Raw genomic sequence first — 18,376 nt, 5'->3', positions numbered from 1 at the left:
CCCGGTCCGTGAAGGACCGGAGCCGCGCTGCGTCGTCACGGTATGAAGCTCCACAGTTGGTCGCGCTGGCCGGGGATGATGTCCCACTGCTCGACCCACTTGCCGTTCCAGGTGCCGTCCGAGACCGGCCCCAAATCGTCACCGAGAATGTCCAGCGTCTTGCCGGTCGCGTGATTGCGGACGTACCACTTGCCCCCGCCGGCGGCCTGCAGATACCACTGCTGCGACGGGTCCGATGGGTTCAGCTTCACCTGGTGGATCTTCGCGCCGTTCCACGTTCCGCCGGATTCGAGGCCCAGCGCGTGACCGCTGAAGGCGTTCACGAAGACGATGTAGCCGGCGGCCGGGGCGACCGTCACCGTCCAGTACTGGTCGGCCTGGTCCCTCTTCAGCCACAGCTGGACATGGGCGCCAACGCTCTTGTTGGCATCCCACTCCGGCAGCTCCGCCACCGAGTTGGTTCGGTCGTTGAGCAGCTTGTACTTCTGACCCACCCGGAGCCCGGAGATGGTCGCCGGTGGGGCGACGGCCGGGCTCGGCGAGGTGGTGGACGGACCCTGGCCCTGGGATCCGCCGCCGGCCGGGGGAACGGCGGCGGGACTGCCACCCGTCGGCGTCGGCGTCGGGCTCGGGCTCGCGGGCGTCGGCGAACTGCCGGGCGTGGCCGGGCCGCCGGTCAGCCGGGTGTCCTTTTCGTACGCGGAGACGTAGCGCGGCGTCGTGTCGGCGAGCTGGGGAACGTTTGCCCTGGGCACCCCACCGGCCGCGCGGACCGTCATGTCGCCCCACTGGAAGGCGGCGAGAGCGAGCCGGAACGGTTCGTCGCCGTTCAGGTCGGTCAGCTGTGCGTCCAGGTCGCACATGGCCATGCCGAGCGCCGGGATGGCGTCGTCGGGGTTCCACACCGAGGCGGACGCCGTCGCACGGTACTGGTTCCACAGCTCCGGGCTGAACTGGGCGATGCCCTGGTTACCCTCCGGCGACCGCAGGTTGGCGTCGAACTTCGACGCCGCCATCAGCTGCGCCGCCACGAGTGGCGGGGTGACGGCCGGGCAGATCGAGCCGGCCTTGCGGATCGCGGCGACGTAGGCGCCCGGCACGGGGATCGGAGCCGACGGCGAGGACTGCGCGCCCTTGGCGTCGATGCGGAACGGCTGCTGGTTGGCGTACCAACGCGCGTACGCCTCAAGGCGGTTGACGTGGACCCGGGCGGCGTCCGGAATGCCCTTGGCCTTGGTGACGGCCGTAAATCCGCTCTTGTCGGCCGCCATGGCCAGCGGCCACAGGTCGCCGGTGAGCCCGGCGGCCCGCAAGCGGCCCACCGTGTCGCAGGTGTGATGGGCCAGGGCGTAGATGTTGGCCTCGCTGTCCGCCCGGTTCGCGTTCATGGCCGGACGCCAGAGCTTCCAGTCGTCGTCGTTGAGGCCGGCGACGCCCCGACTGTCACCTCTGTTGAAGCCCGACGCCATCATGATCTGGGCGGCCAGACGGGATGGGTTCAACGTCGGGCACGACAGCGACGCCGCGACGATCGTCTCGGACAGCGCGGGCGGCACCGGCTTGCCGGCCACCGCCTCCGCGGCCACCGCTGCGGGACCATCACCCGCCATCGGCAGAACACCAGCCATGAGGGTAAGGACACTCAACCCGGCGATCGCCGCGGGTCGGCGGCCCAGTCGGGACAACTGCCATCGGTTGGGTCGAGGACTTCGGCTGAACGGAGTCACTGCTACACACCTTCACGCCACGGTGGTATGGGTCGACGAGGAAACGGCCCGACACGGACGCCGGTTCACGCTTCCGCGACGTCGTCGAGAAAATCCGCCGGGATCGTGAACCGGCGGATAGCCCGCCCCGTCTGGCTGGCGTGGCCGACCGGCGTGCCGGCCGGACGGCCGCGCGGAGATGCCGGCGGCGACGACGAAGGTGATTCCATGTCCTGCAACACCCGCTCGGTCGGACGCGTCGGCTTGGTCGTCGCGACGGTTCTGGCGCTGCTCGGGCTCACCGCTCAGGCGGCGTCGGCCGCCGACGAGAACGTGAAATACTACACGGTGACCACGTCGTACGCCGGGAAACCGGAGAACCTCACCGAGATCGCCGACCGGTTCCTGGGCAGCGGCTCCCGATCGTCGGAGATCTTCAATCTGAACACCGGCCGGAAGCAGCCCGACGGCCAGGCCCTCACGGATCCGGCGAAGCTGAACCCGGGTTGGATGCTGATCCTGCCGTGGGACGCGGTCGGTGCCGGTGTGCAGCATGGTGTGCTCGGGGACAAGTCACCCACGACGGTGCCGTCGCCCGCGCCGAGGCCGTCGTCGTCGCCGTCCCCCGGCACGACGAAGCCCGGCAAGGGCACGACATCGCCCGGTTCGACCACGAAGCCCGGCCAGACCCCCACGCCGGGTACGAAACCGAAGCCGGGCCAGTGCGCGACCGCCTCGACGTCCTCCTCCAAGTCGAACTGGGCCACCCTTCGACTCGCACCGGACCAGGCGTGGCCCACGAGCAAGGGCAACGGTCAACTGGTCGCCGTGGTCGACTCCGGCGTCGACGGCAGTCTGCCGCAGTTGGCCGGCCACGTCTCGGAGGGGATGGACATCATCGCCGGATCGGGCCGGGGCGACACCGACTGCCTGGGGACCGGTACGGGGATGGCCGGACTCATCGTGAGCCAGGACCAGGGGTCGAGCGGTATCGCTCCCGAGGCCACGGTCATGCCGGTCCGGATCACCGACGCCGCCGGCAAGGCCCGCGCCGAGGACAGCGCGTCGGCGATCACCGCGGCGGCCGAGGCAGGCGCGACGGTGATCGCGCTCGGGTCACACGTGGACACCAACGACTCCGGCGTCATCGCGGCGATCAACGGCGCGGTGGGCAAGGACGTCGTCGTGGTGGCGTGCTCCTCGCTGGCCTCGGTGGCGGTGGCGCAGAACGCCAAGACGGCCCCGGGTCTGCTGCGGGTCGGCGGCATCGGCATGGACGGGCAGTGGGCGGCGGATTACCACCTCGGCGGTATCGACGTCGTGGCGCCCGGTGTCAACATCACCGAACTCGGCATCACCGGCACCGGCTCGTCGGCGCGTTCGGGCACCCAGTACGCGGTGGCGTTCGTGGCCGGCGCCGCGGCGCTGGTGCGCGCCGCGTACCCGGATCTGACGGCGCAGCAGGTGGCCCACCGAATCGAGGCGACCGCGCAGAAAATGGGCAATGGCAAGGTGCCCGACGCCCGGTACGGCTACGGCCTGATCGACCTGGCGGCGTCGGTGACCACACGGCTGCCAGAGGAGGTCACCAAGGCCAACGTCGGCGGCACACCGGCGAGCGGCGGTGGGATGACCGACGGTCGTACGGCTCTGCTGGTGGTCGTGATCCTTCTGGCGCTGGCCGCGGCCGTGATGCTGGTCCTGCGTGTGCGGCGGCTGCTGCGTGAAGACCGCGCCCAGGATGAGGACTCCTTCACCGAACCCAGTCCGGCCCGGGGCTGATCCAGGGATCGGACGTCCCCGTCGGGACCCTTCGGACGTCCCCTTTCAGGGACGTCCGAACGTGTGCAACAACGTCATGACACTTGTGGTGGCCACTGGCATGGTGGCCGGGTGCCACATATGTCCTCAGGTCTTCGTGGCCCGGACGAACCCGAGGCCGCTCAGATCGTCCCGTACCAGGCGACGGCCGCAACCGATGAGAGCGACGAGGAAGCACTGCGACACCTGGAGCAGGTCCACGGACCGGTGTTGCTCAGCTTCCTGACCCGGCTGACGCGCGGCGACGTCCACCGCGCCCAGGACATCGTCCAAGAGGTGCTGCTGAGAGCGTGGCGGCACCCAGGTGCCCGCAACGCGGACGGGCGCTGGAGTCGGGGTTGGCTCCTCACCGTGGCCAAGCGCATCCTCATCGACCAGCTTCGCGCCGCGAACGTTCGCCCCGACGAGCGTTCCGACGAGTTCATCGACACGTACGCGGGCGCGGGTGACGCTTTCGAGCAGATGATCGACGCGCAGGAGGTGCGGGCGGCCCTCAACTCTCTTCCGGAGCGGCTGCGGGTCACCCTCGTCGAGGTGTACTTCCAGGAACGGTCCGTGGCCGAGGTCGCCGAACTGCTGGCCGTCCCGCCGGGCACCGTGAAGTCGCGGAGCTTCTACGGGCTCAAGGCGCTCCGTGAGGCGCTTATCGCCCGAGGATTCGTGTTTCGGCCTCCAACGAAAGGATTAATGTCCGACGAACCGTGAACCGGCACCGTCGCCGCGCCGTCTGGTGAGCGCAGACTCCTCCCGGACGTTCTAGCCGCATAGAGTGGATCATGAAGAAGCGTGCGAAGCTGCGGCGCGTGTGGCACCGCCTCCTGGCGACCAGACGCGGACATGCCGAGATGGGTGCCTTGGGGCTCTCCGTGAGTTCCAAGGACAAGTTGTGGAAGAGCGCATCGTCCCCGCGGCCCGGCTACGTCACGAACGCGTACGACGGGCTGAAGTTCTCGCGCGCCGAGGCCGCCCCGCTACGACTGTTCGCTGCGCGTCCGGGTCGGCAGTGGAAGCTCAGGGACGTCGGTGGCGGCACGGTATGGATCGCCAACCGGAGCTCTGGCAAGGTCGTGGGGATCGATGGGGCGGATCAGGCCCCGTCCGGCAGGAACTCCACCTGGAACGGAGTGCCGGTCAACCGGTCGGGCAAGCTGACGGCACCGCAGGACCAGAGGCGGCGGCTGCTCGGTTCCTGAGACGGGAAGCTGGGCGGAGAAGAGGGGCGGACAGCGTGTGGGGCGCCCACATCGAGGAGGAGCAAATCGTCCTCCACTACCTGGGTGCGCTCGACCCTGGTCAGAGTGAGCTGATCCACCGCCACCTTCAGGTGTGCGCGGGCTGCCGGGCCCTCGCCGACGAGATCGTCGAGACGGTCGCGGCGTTGGCCATGCTCGGCTTGCCAGGCGAAGCAGCCTCCAGCGGCGAGGATGGCGACCCGTCTACCCGGCCCGGTGGCCGATGAGCGGCGGAGCCGGCGACCCGCACGTCACCGAACTGCTCACCCTGTACTACCTCGACGCGCTCGACCGGGTGGAGGGGCGGCTGGTGGCGGCGCACCTCGGCGACTGCACCGACTGCCGGGGCGCGGCCGAGGCCGTGATCGAGACGATCGCGGTGCTGGCACTGCTGCCCGAGAAGGATCGGGAGGAGTTGCTCGACAACTTCGGCGCACTGAACCGCGCCGGCCCACCCCCGGCGCGGTTCGTCGAGTTCCTCGCCCACCAACCGGAGCCGGAGCCCACTCCGGGTCTGCGGCGTCAACGTCGGGATCGGGGCGGACCCGTGGCGTCCAGGGCCGCCAAGCCCGAAGTCGCCAAGCCCGAAGTCGCCAGGTCCGAAGCTCTCAGTTCCGACACCCGTGCGCCGGGGGCGCCGCAGCCGCTCGAACCGGCGACCCCGCCACCGGTCACCCGGCCGCTGGTCGCACGCCCGCTCACCACGTCACCGCCCGCGCCGGCACGCACCACCTCGCCGTCGCCACTCGTCCCACCGGTGGCCTCCCCGGCTGCTCGGCCGCCGTCCCCGCTGCCGGTCGCGCCGCCGTCCGGGCTGCCGTCGTCCGGGCCGCCCGCCTCGGCTGTGCCGTCGTCCGCTCCCGACGTGGCGAAGCCCGTTGGACAGCAGGCCGTTACGCCTCCGCCAGCGGTTCCACCCCCGGCGGCCACCCCAGCCCAGTCCTCGCCGGCCCCGGCCGCGGCCGCACCGGCACCGGTGCCTCGCGTCGTGCCACGGCCGGCCGCGAACGTGTCGGTCGTGGCCGGTCCGCCCCGACGGTCGTCCGAGGCGCTGGCCTCCGAGCCGATCGTTCCGACCGATGAGCACCCGCGCCGGACCCGGCCAGCCAATCGGGAGGAGCCGGGTCGCAGACCAGCCGGACCGCTTCGGACCCAAGGGCTTCCGGTTGCGGCCGTCTCCACCGCCCCGGCGGTGGTACGGAATGACCACCGCCGCCCCGGCGGGGAGGCCCAGGCCGAGCGCCGCACCGTACCGACTCGGCGTCGACGTGGTGCGATGGTCCGCGCCGGGCTGATGCTCACGACCGCGCTGGCGGTGGCCGGTCTGGCCATCGGGGCACTGGTACAGCACGTCGATCGGGTCGCACCGCCGCTCGCGGTGACCGTGACCGCCGTAGCGGCCGACTCGGCCACTGGTGCCTCGCTGTCCGTGGTGGCCACCGCGCAGGGTGACGGGGTGGGCGTCAAGGCCGCCGTCGACGGACTGAAGAAGGGCATCGGCTATCGCCTGATGGCGGCCTCGTCCGACGGCCGCGTGTGGCGGGTACTGAGCTGGGAGGCCGACGATAAGACGCAGAACGTCAGCGGTCACCTGGCGGTGCCGCTCGACTCGGTGGCGTCGTTCACCGTGGCCCGTGCCGGTGGCGGCGCGGTCGTCACCGCGAATGTCCCCCCGCGAGAGTGATCACGTCCGCGTGAGCGCGGGTGCCTCACGTCGCAGGACGGGTAGCACCTCCTCGCCGAGGATGTCGAGCTGCTCGCGGACGACCCGCAGCGGCAGCCCGGCGTGGTCGATGACGAACAGTTGGCGCTGGTAGTCGCCGGCGTACTCGCGGAAGCCGAGCACCCGGTCGATGATCTGCTGCGGGCTGCCAACCGTGAGCGGGGTCGTCGCGGTGTACTCCTCCAGCGACGGGCCCCCGCCGTAGACGGGCGACCGGTCGAAGTAGGGGCGGAACTCGTTGACCGCGTCCTGTGAGCGGGGGCGGACGAAGACCTGGCCACCGAGTCCGACCACCGCGGGGCCCCGGCCGTGTACGGCGCTCCGCTCCCGGTAGTACGCGATGAGCCGACGGGTGTGCTCGGTCGGCCAGAAGATGTGGTTGGCGAAGAAGCCGTCGCCGTACCGGGCCGCCTCCTCGGCGGTCTCCTCGCTGGTGACGGCCGCGTGCCACACGTACGGCGGGGTGCCGTCGAGCGGGCGTGGCAGCGTGGTGTGCCCGTGCAGCGGGGTCCGGAAGGCGCCGGACCAGTGCACGTTTTCGGTACGCCAGAGCTTGCGCAGCAGGGCGTAGTTCTCGGCCGCGAGGGCGTGCGAGTCGGCGGTCTCCTTGCCGAACAGGGGGTAGGCCGAGCGGGAGGAGCCCCGGCCGAGCATCACGTCGAGCCGCCCGCCGGACAGGTGCTGCACCGTCGCGTAGTCCTCCGCCAGCCGGACGGGGTCGTTCGTGGTGATCAGGGTGGTGGCCGTGGACAGCAGCAGCCGCGACGTCCGGGCCGCCACGTATCCGAGCAGCGCCACAGGTGACGAGGTCACGTACGCCCCGGTGTGGTGCTCGCCGACGGCGAACACGTCGAAGCCGGCCGACTCGGCATGCTCGGCGATGACGGCTACGGCTCGCAGCCGTTCGTGCTCACTCACCGTCCGCCCCTGCTCCGGGTCCGGGGTGAGGTCACCCACGCTGTACACACCGAACTGCATCCGACCTCCCGGTATTCGCGCCGACGACCTCAACAGAACGAACTCCTGGGCCACCCGGTTCACCGGCCGGGCTCGGTCACGCGCAATTTCACCGCGAACTCGTGAACCGGGGCGGTCGCCCACCCGTCTGGTGAACGGGAATCTTGGAGGTGACCGTGGCTGAGCCGTCCCGCGCCCCCACCGTGGTGATGCCCGAACCGCAGGGTTCGGGGCCGGCAGCCGCGATCAGTTGGCGCCAGGAGTTCGTCCGCGCCTACGTGGAGCACGCCGGTGACCGCCCGGCCAGCGAGCGGCTCACCGTGCGCTGGCCCACGCTGGTCACCGTGTCCGCCCTGGTGTGCGTGGGCGCTTTGGTGGTCGGCATCTTCTGGAGCCTGGTCAAGCCGCTACCCGACAAGCCTCCGGCCCAGGCCGCCCCGCCCAACGGAGTGCTCGCCTCGGGTGCACCCACCACCTGGAGCATGGTGGCCGGCTGGGACTGCGTCGCGGCGCCGGATCACGGATTCGAGGCGGCCGGACGCACCGCCGAGTGGCGGACCGTCGGCACCGGCGGGTGGAACGGCGACAACTGCCACGGCACGTACGCGACGGTGCCGCCGCCGGCGACGAAGCAGACGAAGACCGGCGCCGAGTCGGTGACCTGGTGGTTCGCGCCGCCGAAGGGTATGAACACCTGCGCCGTGTCGGTCTACGTACCCGAAGGCGACTACCACCTGGCCAACCGGGTCCGGTACGCGATGACGCCCGGGCGAGGCGGAACTCCGTACGCCAACTTCACCTTCGACCAGAAGGCGCACGCCGGCACCTGGGCGCCGGCCGGCACGTTCCCGGTGCACCAGAACCAGATCGCGATCGCTCTCGACCTGTCCGGAAGCGCCGGGGTCAAGGGCAGCCGGATCGCGCTCGCCCAGATGAAGGTGGCCTGTGAGACCTGATTCCGAAACCCTCGCCCCGATCCCGGCGACGGGCCGGGTGGAGCGCGTGTCCACCCGGGGTTGGGGCCGGCACCGCACCATCGGGGCGGCGGTTCGTGCCGCCCGGGAGGACACCGTCATCGTGGTGGCCCCGGGCGTCTACCGCGAACAGGTCGTCCTGGACCGCCCCGTCACCCTTCTCGTCGAGGAGGAGGGCACCGCCGAGCTGACCGGCACCGAAGGTCCCGCGCTCGTCGTCCGTGGGGGTGCGGCGACCGTACGCGGGCTGACCGTCTCCGGTTCCCGGCCCGGCCAGGTCGCGATCAGCGTGACCGGCGGCTCGCTGACCCTGGAGGCGGCCATCGTCAGCGGCGGGACCGTCGAGGTGTCCGGCGGCGCTACGGCGATGCTGCGACAGTGCACGGTGCAGGACGTCGCCGGTGCGGGTGTGACGGCGGTGGACGGGGCGCGGCTGAACGCCGTCGACGTGCGGGTGGACCGGGTCGACGGCAACGGCGTCGTGCTGACCGGGTCGGCGCGCGGCGAGCTGGTGGGCGTTCATCTCGACTCGATCACCGGCACCGGACTGGTCGCCGAGGGCACCGCAACGGCCGTACTCGACCGGTGTGAGCTGGGCCGGATCGGCGCGGTCGGCGTCGCGATCACCGACGGGGCCACGGCCCGACTGACCGACTGCGTGTTGCAGGACATCGCGGCCGACGGTGTGCGGGTGACCGGAAGCGCACCCTTCGACGCGGCCTGGTGGCCGGCGGTCAAGCCCGGCATGCTGGCCGGCGCCCAGGTCGGTGATCCCGGAAACGGTGGAGTCACCCTCCAGCGCTGCCGGATCAGCCGCACCGAGGCGGCGGGACTGCTCCTGGAGGGTTCTCCCGAGGTCCGCGTCGACGACACCGACGTGGAGCGGGCCGGGTCGGCGGGGATCCTCGCGACCGGGCAGAGCCGGGTCGCCCTGCACGACGTCCGCGTGGCCCACACCGGGCAGACCGCGCTCGCGGTCCGCGACGAGGCCGAGGTACGCGGCTTCTCCGGCGCTCTCACCGACTCGGCCGCGAACGGTGTCTACGCGGCGGGCGGTCGAGTCCTGCTGCGCGACTGTGAGATCCGCGGCAGCGCTCTCACCGCGGTTCACCTGGTTGGCGCGACCGAGGCCACGCTCGTCGACTGCGTGGTGGCGGGTACGCCGGAGATCGGTGTCCGGGCCGGTGAGCGGGTTCTGTTGCACATGCGCGGCGGGGTCGTCGAGGGTGCCGCGCACCATGGGGTGCACGTCGACGGCGCGGCTGACGCCGTGCTGCGCGACGTGACCGTCACCGGCGGCACGATCGGCGTACACCTCGACACCCCCCACCGTCCGTTGGTGGAGGACTGTCGGATCAGCGCGGCCGTGCAGACCGGCATCGAGGTCGCGGCGGGCTGTGCGCCGACGCTGATCCGGACCAGGGTGGACGGTTGCGGCGCGGCCGGCGTGTTCCTCGGTGAGGAGTCCCGCGCGGTGCTGGAGGGCTGCGAGATCACCGAGGTCGGCGGCAGTGGGCTGGCCGTCTGGGCCGCAGCGGCACCCGTTGTCCGTGACCTGCGGATGAGTCACTGCAAGAAGAATGGTCTCTACTTCGGGCCGGACGCGCACGGTCTCGTCATCGACGCCGAGGTGTCGCACACCGCCTACCCGTCCGTCTATGTGGGCAGCGGCGCCGACCCGACACTGCTGCGCTGCCACGTGCACGACGCCGACGAGGACGTCAGCCAGGCCGACGGCGGCAAAGCGACCTTCCAGGACTGCTGGAGCACCGATGTCGGCAGCGCCACCTGGGGATCCACCTCGGCCGAGCGTGCCACCGTGTCCGTGTCGGTGCTGCCCGCGGGTGGTCCCCGGACGTCCGGCGCGAAGGCCACCCCGGTCGCCTCGGAGGCCGACCTCGACGGCCTGCTCGCCCAACTCGCCGCCCTGGTCGGTCTCACCGGCGTCAAGAAGGACGTCAAGACCATGGTCAAGTTGATGCAGATGGTCCAGCGGCGGCGCGAGGCCGGGCTGTCGCCGCCGCCGATGTCCCGCCATCTGATCTTCGCCGGCAACCCGGGCACCGGAAAGACCACAGTCGCCCGCCTCTACGGCCAACTGCTGGCGGCCATGGGCATGCTCACCAGCGGCCACCTCGTTGAGGTCGACCGCGGCCAACTGGTCGGCGAGTACGTCGGGCACACGGCACCCAAGACGGAGGCCGCATTCCGGCGTGCCTTCGGCGGCGTGCTCTTCATCGACGAGGCGTACGCGTTGGTGCCGGAGGGACAGGGTTCCGACTTCGGTCAGGAGGCGATATCCACGCTGGTCAAGCTCATGGAGGACCACCGCGCCGAGGTGGTGGTCATCGTGGCCGGCTACCCCGACCAGATGCGGCACTTCATCGCCGCCAACCCGGGCCTGTCGTCGCGGTTCTCGCGGACGTTGACGTTTGACGACTACACCTCCGACGAGCTGGTCGAGATCGTCGAGGCCCAGGCCGGGGAGCACGACTATCGACTGTCGCCGGCCGCCCAGTCGGCGTTGCGGTCCTTCTTCGAGGCCACCGGGCGGGGTGAGGGGTTCGGCAACGGGCGGTTCGCCCGCAAGGTGTTCCAGCAGATGACCGAGCAGCACGCGGCCCGGGTGTTCGAGTTGATCAACCCGACCGACGAACACCTCAGCACGCTGGAGGCGGACGATCTTGCCGGCATCGACGACGACTTCCGGGAGTGACCTCGAGTGACCAAACTCGCCTTCCACCGCCCGGCGCGGGTCCTGCAACCCGAACTGCCGAACGACACCGTCGTCCTGCCCACCCCGCCCGAGCCGCCCACCGAGAACCCGTCGAACACGGCATGGAGCCTCGTCCTGCCGCTGCTGTCCAGCGTCGGCATGGCCGCCTACATGGTCACGTTCGGGCGACCCGCGCTGATCATCATCGGCGTGCTCTTCTTCGTGACGTCCGTCGGCGCGGTCATCGCCATGCGGATGCAGCAGCGCAGCGTGGCCGGAAAGACCACGCGCCGACAGCGGCTGCGCTACCGGGGCCACCTCAAACTGTCGCGGGACCGCGCCCGGCAGGTGGCCGCCGCGCAACGGACGGTGGCGGCATTCGGCAATCCCGAGCCGGCCCGGCTCTGGTCGATCGCCACCACCCGGCAGCGGATCTGGGAGCGCCGCCAGCACGATGACGACTTCCTGTATACGCGGCTCGGCTGCGGTTCGGTGCGGCTCGCCACGCCGCTGCAGATGGACGCCAAGATGGACCCGCTGGCCGACTATGACTGGGAGTCGGCGCAGGCGGCGCGGACTCTCATCGACCAGATGGGCCGGGTGGAACGTCAGCCGATGGTCGTCGACGTCGGTAACGCCGGGGTGATCAGCCTCGTCGGTGGCGCCGCCCGCACCGAACCGCTGCTGCGCGCTCTGCTCTGCCAGGTGGCAGTGCTGCACGCCCCCGACGACGTCACCATCGCCATCGAGACGTCCGGCAGCCCCCGCTGGGACTGGGCCAAGTGGCTGCCGCACACGTTCGAGCCCAAGGCCCGCGGTGAGGCGGGCACCGTGTCGCTGATCGCGCCCGACCCGGAGCTGCTGGGTCCGTACCTGACTCAGGAGCTGGCCCAGCGGATCGAGGCCCAGACCGCGCGCCGGTCCCAACTGTCCGTCGAGCGTGGCAACGCGCCTCGGCAGCGCCGGCTCATCGTCGCGTTCACCGGATTCGCACCCGTCTCCGAGTGGGGACGCTCGGAGCTGATGAACGCGCTGCTGCTGGCGGCCGGGCCGGAAACCGGGCTCACGCTGATCTTCCTGGCGGACCGGGACGCCGACGAGCCCGGCCGGGTCGACCTGCGGGTACGCGTCGACGACAACGGTCACCTGGCCGTCGAGGGTCGCACCGAGCTGGTCACCACACCCGCGGTCGACTGCGTGCCGGACGCGGTGACCCCCGAGTTCGCCGAACTGATCGCCCGAGCGCTCGCACCGCTGCGGCTCTCCGACGAGCGCGAGCAGGTGCTGACCCGGACCAGGTCGCTGACCGAGATGGTGCTCGGCGCCGATCCGGTGAGCGCGGACCTGACCGGCCGCTGGGTCGCCCCGGGAGACCCCCGGATGCTGCGGGCGCCGATCGGCACCGATGGCGACGGTCGGACCGTCGTGCTCGACGTTAAGGAATCGGCGCAGGGCGGATCCGGACCGCACGGCCTCATCGTGGGCGCGACCGGCTCCGGCAAGAGCGAGCTGCTGCGCACCCTGACCATGGGCCTTGCGCTGACCCACTCGCCGGAGTTGCTGAGCTTCGTGCTCGTCGACTTCAAGGGCGGCGCCGCGTTCGCCCCGCTGGTCGGACTGCCACACGTCGCCGGGCTGATCACCAACCTGGCCGACGACGCCGCGATGATCGACCGGGTGCTCGCCGCGCTCATGGGCGAGCAGCAGCGACGCCAGCGCATGCTGCGCGACGCGGGCAACGTGGACACCATCCGCGAGTACCAGATGCGCCGCGCCAGCGGTGTCACCGACCCGCAGGGTCGACCCCTGGAGCCGCTGCCCTACCTGCTTATCGTCGTGGACGAGTTCGGTGAACTGCTCGCCGGGCGACCCGACTTCACCGAACTTTTCGTCCAGATCGGGCGGGTCGGCCGGTCGCTCGGGATGCATCTGCTGCTGGCCACCCAGCGACTGGAGGAGGGACGCCTGCGCGGGCTCGACTCGCACCTGTCGTACCGGATCTGCCTGCGCACCTTCAGCGCGGCCGAGTCGCGGACGGTGATCGGGACGCCGGACGCGTACAAGCTGCCGCCGATCCCGGGCTCCGCATACCTCAAGGTCGACGAGTCGATCTACCAGCGGCTGCGGGTGGCCCACGTCTCCTCACCGTTCGTCAGCCCCGAGGAGCGGGACGCGGCCGCCGGCCGCCACGGCCCGATGTTGGCGCCGTTCGGGATCCGCACGCCGTCCGAGGTCGTCGAGCGGGAACCCGACGAGGACCAGGTCACCACCCGCAACGGCCCCACCGAGTTGCAGATCATCGTCGAGCGGCTCAGTTCGCTGACCGCGCCCGCCCACCAGGTGTGGCTGCCGCCGCTGCCGCCCGCGCTGGCGCTCGACCACCTCATCGGCCGCCCCAGCGACCAGCCGGACCGGGGGTACAGCGCCCGCATGTGGCCGCTGACCGGTCAACTGTCGGTCGCGCTGGGTCTGCTCGACCTGCCGCTCCGCCAGGAACACGAAACCCTGCTGATGGACTTCGGCGGGGCACACGGTCACCTCGCCGTCGTCGGCGCTCCTCGTACCGGCCGGAGCACCCTGCTGCGCACGATCATGATGTCGACGATGCTCACCCACACCCCCGACGAGGCGCAGTTCTACTGCATCGACTTCGGCGGCGGCACGCTGCATCCGTTCGCGGCGGCGCCGCACGTCGGTTCGGTCGCCGGACGCACCGACCTCGAACTGGTGAGCCGCACGCTCGCCGAGATGCGGTCACTGATCGTCGAACGGGAACGCCTGCTGCGCGAGTTGGGCGTCGACTCGATCGGGGACTTCCGGGAACGCCGCACCGCCGGTGAACTGCCCGCCGGAGTACGCGGGGCCGACATCTTCCTGCTCATCGATAACTGGGGCGCCCTGCGCGCCGAGTTCGAGGGGGCCGAGCAGATCGTCACCGAGATCGCCGCCCGCGGCCTCGGCGCCGGCGTGCACGTCGTGCTCACCACCGGCCGATGGAACGACATCCGGCCGGCCCTGCGCGACAGCATCGGCACCCGCACCGAGCTGCGACTCAACGACCCCACCGAATCCGAGGTCAACCGGCGGATGGCCGCCCGCGTGCCGTCCGGGACGGCCGGTCGCGGCCTCAGCGCTCCCGGCGCCTACTTCCAGATCGTGCTGCCCCGCCTCGACGGGCAGGACACCGCCGAGGGCCTGCGTGAGGCCCAGGAGGAGACGATCGGAAAGATCACCGCAGGGTGGACCGGCCGGGTGGCGCCCCCGGTCAAGCTGCTCCCCCACCGCGTCGAGGTGCGTGAGCTGGCCGTCGACCCCGCGAGCGACGCCGTTCCCATCGGTCTGGCGGAGGACGGTCTGGGAACGGTCACCCTCGACCTGCTGGGGGACAACCCCCACTTCCTGGTGTACGGCGACGCCGGGTCAGGCAAGACCACCCTGCTCAGGACGTGGCTCACCGGGCTCACCGAGCGCTCCTCCCCGTACGACATGCGGGTCGTCCTCTTCGACTACCGGCACACCCTGCTCGACGTCGTCCCGGAGGACTACCTGGGCGCGTACGCGGGCGACGCCACCACCGCGCAGGTGTACGTGCAGCAGGTCGTCGAGAAGCTCAAGGAACGCGTACCCCCGCCGGGCATCAACCAGGCCCAGTTGAAGGCCCGCGACTGGTGGGAGGGCACCGAGCTGTACGTCGTCGCCGACGACTACGACCTCCTCACCGGCGCGTCCGGCCCGCTCAACCCGCTGGCCGCGTTCATACCGCAGGCCCGCGAGGTCGGTCTGCACGTCGTCCTGGCCCGGCGCGTCGCCGGCATCTCCCGCACCATGGGTGATCCGCTCGCCGCCCGCATCCGCGACATGGGCACCGGCGGGCTGATCCTCTCCGGCGACCACCGCGAAGGGGTGGTGCTCGGCGAAGAACGTGCAGCCCAGCGTCCACCCGGCCGAGGCGTCCTGGTCGAGCGGGGCCGTCCCCGCCGGCTCATCCAGGTCGCCACGAGCGCCTGACAACCCGTACCCGAAAGGCGTCTTCAATGGCGAACGAGCAGAGCCGCATCACCGTCGTGGGACAACTGCGCCGGGTCGACATCGCCGTGCCGTCCACCGCTCCCATCGGGGAGTACGCGCCGCAGCTGGCGGAGCTGTGCGGGCAGGCGGAGCCGGACGTGATGCCGGCCGCCTGGTCGCTGGCCGGCGTGGACGGACAGGCGTACCCGCTCGACGCCAGCCTCCAGGACCTCGGCGTGGTCGACGGTCAGGTGCTCTACCTACGCGACGTCACCCGGGAACCCGGCGAGGCGCCCGTGGTCAAGGACATCGACGAGGTCGTCGCCGACGAGTCGGCCGCGCAGCGCCGCGCTCGGCCGGGCGGAGGCCCGGTCGTGCTCTCCTTCGGCCTCGCCTGGCTCGCCGCCGCCGCCGTCCTTATCGGCAGGGCAAGCGGACTGAGCGCCCCGTCCGTCACGGTCGTCGTCCTGGTCCTGGTCGCGCTGGCGCTGTTCGGAGTCGGGTGGGGTCTGCAACAGAAGCCCAGCACCATGCCCGAGACGTTCGTTCACCTCGTGGTGCTTGGCGCCCTGCCGTGCCTGACCGTGGCAGGCCTGCTCGCCGGCGGCGGCCTGGGCGGCCCGGACTACCGCTGGATCGGCGCCATCGCCGGCGCGAACCTGGCCGCCCTGATGGGACTCGCGCTCGTACCCGGCGTCGTCCTCGCCGCCGTCGAGGTCCAGTTGTTCGTGGCGGCCGTCGTAGCGCTGCTCCTACTCGGCCTAGAGGCGGACCGGAACCAGGCCATGGCTCTCGTCGCCGCCGTGGCCGTCGCCATGCTCGCGGGTGCCCGTCGTACGTCGGCGATGCTGACGTCCTGGGGAGTCCGCCGACCCCGTGGGCGTAGTGCGGCTGCCGAAGCCACCAACGAGCTCGTACGGGACTCGAACCGCTTCCTGGCCGTCGTCGTGGCCGGGCCGACCGCGGCCCTCGCTCTCGCCCTGCCCCCGCTCGCGGTCTCCGGCGAAGCCTTCTCCGTCGCCACGGCGATCGTTGTCAGCGCGGCCCTGCTCGCCCGCGCTCGGCAGGCTGCCGTCACCGGTGAACTGCTCGCCACCGCCGGCGCTGGTCTCGTCGGGCTGTTCGCGCTGATCGTCGGCGTGACCCAGGCCGGCGCTGCCGACGTACTCGTCGCGGCACTGCTGCTCGTCGCCGGTCTGCTCGTCGTCGGCGTCGGGGTGGCCATGGCCTACCTGATTCCTTCGAAGGATGATCAGATCGACGCGGCGACGGTGGCGCAGGCCCCGCGCAAACGCAGCCGGGCCGAGGTCGTCGGCGTCGTCACCGGGCTCGCCATCGCGCCGCTGACGCTGGGCGTGCTGGGCGTGTTCGAGCACCTGATCGCGGTCGGCCGCTCACTGTTCTGAGGTCAGGCGGCGGGGTTGCGGCGGGTGCGGGACAGATGGCCCATCTCGATGGCCATCCGGGTCAGCTCGGCCTTGTTGCTCACGTTCAATTTGGCGCGGATACGCTTCGCGTAGGTGTTGACCGTGGCCTGCGACAGGCCCATCCGGGTGGCGATCTGCGCGTGGGTGAAGCCCGACGCGATCCAGCGCAGCGTCTCCACCTCCCGTGGCGCCAGCCCACTGCGGTCCTCGTCGCTGCGGCTGTTCAGCTCCATCTGGAACTGGCTGATCATCCGCGGGCACAGGTAGAAGCCCTGCTGAGCGGTCACTCGAATAGCCTCGCGCACGTCCCGCTGCTCCGCCTGCCGGCTGATGCAACCGCGCGCCCCAGCGCGGATAGTCGCCAGCAGCGACGGGGAACCCTCCCACACCGAGCTCACCAGCGGCGCACCGATCGACGTCAGCTTGGCCACGTCGTCCAGCGTGGACGCGGTGACCTGCGGCAGGTCGAGCGCGACGACGTCGTACGACCCGCCGCGGTTGTACAGGTCCCGCAGAGAGCCAACTGCCGCCGCCACCCGCAGCCCCGGGTCGTCCGAGGCCAGCTTCTCGATGCCGGCGCGTGCGATGGGCTGTGCAGCGACGATCGCGACTGAATACACGAGTACCTCCAGGCCCTCAACCCGGGCAGACCGGGGTGAACGGCTCCTAGAACGTGTCGCCCGCGCCACCGGTTCACGGACGGTCGGATTTCCCGAGAGATCTCCCGCACGTCCCTGAACGGAGGATTTCGACCGCTCCCATGCCCGCTCCTAGCCTCGGTGGGGGACCACCATCCGACGCCCCGACCAGGAGGCCGAGTGCTGACCGACAAGCTCTCTGACGGGTCGGTTGTCACGTACGACGATGACGGTCACGTCACGTCACAGGAGTTGCCGGACGGCACGGTGTTCAGTGCTTTCACCGATGATGGTCCGACGCATGTGGCGTTGCCTAATGGTGGTGTCGCGTCGATCTCGTATGCCGGTGGTGGTAGTACGTGGTCGTTCGACGATGGCTCGAAGGTGTCGTACGACAGCTCAAGTCGTGTCACGTCGCAGGTATCGTCCGACGGCACGGTGTTCAGTGCTTTCACTGATGATGGTCCGACGCATGTGGTGTTGCCTAATGGTGGTGTCGCGTCGATCTCGTATGCCGGTGGTGGTAGTACGTGGTCGTTCGACGAGGGTTCGACGGTGTCGTACGACGGTTCGGGTCATGTGACATCGCAGGTGTCGTCCGACGGCACCGTGTTCAGTGCCTTTGATAGTGAGAGTCGTCCGACGCAGGCGAGTGTGCCGGGTTCGGGTGAGGTGACGATCAGTTACGCCGCCAATGGTGGTAGTACGTGGTCGTTCGATGACGGTTCGAAGGTGTCGTACGACGGTTCGGGTCGTGTGATGTCGCAGGTGTCTGATGAGGGCACCGTGTTTAGTGCTTTCACTGATGATGGTCCGACGCATGCGGTGTTGCCTAATGGTGGTGGTGTCGCCTCGATCTCGTATGTCAGTGGTGGTAGTACGTGGTCGTTCGATGACGGTTCGAAGGTGTCGTACGACAGCTCAAGTCGTGTGACGTCGCAGGTGTCTGATGACGGCACCGTGTTCAGCGGGTTCGACAGCGAGAGTCGGCCGACGCATGCGAGTGTGCCGGGTTCGGGTGAGGTGACGATCAGTTACGCCGCCAATGGTGGTAGTACGTGGTCGTTCGATGATGGCTCGAAGGTGTCGTACGACAGCTCAAGTCGTGTGACGTCGCAGGTGTCTGATGACGGCACCGTGTTCAGCGGGTTCGACAGCGAGAGTCGGCCGACGC

Annotated in this window: 13 protein-coding genes; 10 read left to right on the top strand and 3 right to left on the bottom strand. The window is 70.5% G+C overall.

What is annotated here, in order from left to right; all coding sequences use genetic code 11:
- Nucleotides 1-35: 35 nt before the first annotated feature.
- On the bottom strand, nt 36-1,628 hold the full coding sequence (locus ACFYL6_RS20335) for an RICIN domain-containing protein (RefSeq protein WP_387173186.1): 1,593 nt from the start codon (nt 1,626-1,628) through the stop codon (nt 36-38).
- A gap of 306 nt (nt 1,629-1,934) precedes the next feature.
- Between ACFYL6_RS20335 and ACFYL6_RS20330 the strand changes: the two genes are divergently transcribed.
- The 5 genes from ACFYL6_RS20330 (at nt 1,935) to ACFYL6_RS20310 (ending at nt 6,443) form a co-directional block, all read left to right on the top strand.
- The gene (locus tag ACFYL6_RS20330; protein WP_387173184.1) at nt 1,935-3,488 is read left to right on the top strand and encodes a S8 family serine peptidase; all 1,554 of its coding nucleotides are present in this window, start codon (nt 1,935-1,937) and stop codon (nt 3,486-3,488) included.
- 120 nt (nt 3,489-3,608) lie between these two features.
- Nucleotides 3,609-4,232, top strand: a complete 624-nt coding sequence (locus ACFYL6_RS20325; RefSeq protein ID WP_387173182.1) for a sigma-70 family RNA polymerase sigma factor — start codon at nt 3,609-3,611, stop codon at nt 4,230-4,232.
- A 71-nt stretch (nt 4,233-4,303) separates the two neighbouring features.
- A complete protein-coding gene (locus ACFYL6_RS20320; protein WP_387173180.1) occupies nt 4,304-4,720 on the top strand; it encodes an RICIN domain-containing protein in 417 nt (138 codons plus the stop codon).
- Nucleotides 4,721-4,755: 35 nt separating this feature from the next.
- Nucleotides 4,756-4,986 carry a hypothetical protein gene (locus ACFYL6_RS20315; protein WP_387173178.1) on the top strand — a complete coding sequence of 77 codons (231 nt, stop codon included), beginning with the start codon at nt 4,756-4,758 and terminating at the stop codon, nt 4,984-4,986.
- Nucleotides 4,983-6,443 carry a hypothetical protein gene (locus tag ACFYL6_RS20310; protein ID WP_387173176.1) on the top strand — a complete coding sequence of 487 codons (1,461 nt, stop codon included), beginning with the start codon at nt 4,983-4,985 and terminating at the stop codon, nt 6,441-6,443. The genes ACFYL6_RS20315 and ACFYL6_RS20310 overlap by 4 nt, the downstream gene beginning before the upstream one ends.
- Here the strand turns inward: ACFYL6_RS20310 and ACFYL6_RS20305 are convergent, their stop codons facing one another.
- Nucleotides 6,444-7,460 (bottom strand): CE1758 family FMN-dependent luciferase-like monooxygenase, encoded by a 1,017-nt coding sequence (locus ACFYL6_RS20305; protein WP_387173174.1) that lies wholly within the window; start codon nt 7,458-7,460, stop codon nt 6,444-6,446.
- A 155-nt stretch (nt 7,461-7,615) separates the two neighbouring features.
- On the opposite strand from ACFYL6_RS20305, the gene ACFYL6_RS20300 reads away from it, so the two are divergent.
- From ACFYL6_RS20300 to ACFYL6_RS20285, 4 genes are read left to right on the top strand one after another with little or no spacing between them, the layout of a single operon-like run.
- Nucleotides 7,616-8,395 carry a hypothetical protein gene (locus ACFYL6_RS20300; protein ID WP_387173172.1) on the top strand — a complete coding sequence of 260 codons (780 nt, stop codon included), beginning with the start codon at nt 7,616-7,618 and terminating at the stop codon, nt 8,393-8,395.
- Nucleotides 8,385-11,129: a right-handed parallel beta-helix repeat-containing protein gene (locus ACFYL6_RS20295; RefSeq protein WP_387173170.1), complete on the top strand. Its 2,745-nt coding sequence runs from the start codon at nt 8,385-8,387 to the stop codon at nt 11,127-11,129. Before ACFYL6_RS20300 ends, ACFYL6_RS20295 begins: the two co-directional genes overlap by 11 nt.
- 6 nt (nt 11,130-11,135) lie before the next feature.
- Nucleotides 11,136-15,137: a type VII secretion protein EccCb gene (gene eccCb, locus ACFYL6_RS20290; RefSeq protein ID WP_387173168.1), complete on the top strand. Its 4,002-nt coding sequence runs from the start codon at nt 11,136-11,138 to the stop codon at nt 15,135-15,137.
- A gap of 26 nt (nt 15,138-15,163) precedes the next feature.
- A complete protein-coding gene (locus tag ACFYL6_RS20285; protein WP_387173166.1) occupies nt 15,164-16,543 on the top strand; it encodes an EsaB/YukD family protein in 1,380 nt (459 codons plus the stop codon).
- Between the two features lie 2 nt (nt 16,544-16,545).
- Here ACFYL6_RS20285 and ACFYL6_RS20280 read toward each other — a convergent pair whose 3' ends face one another.
- Entirely contained in the window at nt 16,546-17,184 is a 639-nt protein-coding gene (locus ACFYL6_RS20280) for a LuxR C-terminal-related transcriptional regulator (RefSeq protein ID WP_387173164.1), read from the bottom strand.
- 198 nt (nt 17,185-17,382) lie between these two features.
- Between ACFYL6_RS20280 and ACFYL6_RS20275 the strand changes: the two genes are divergently transcribed.
- Nucleotides 17,383-18,376 (top strand): hypothetical protein (locus ACFYL6_RS20275; protein WP_387173162.1); only part of this gene is annotated, 994 nt, incomplete at its 3' end.

This window comes from Micromonospora sp. NPDC007208 (assembly GCF_042869175.1).
Lineage (GTDB): Bacteria > Actinomycetota > Actinomycetes > Mycobacteriales > Micromonosporaceae > Micromonospora > Micromonospora foliorum.
This window is presented reverse-complemented; position numbering and strand designations above follow the sequence as displayed.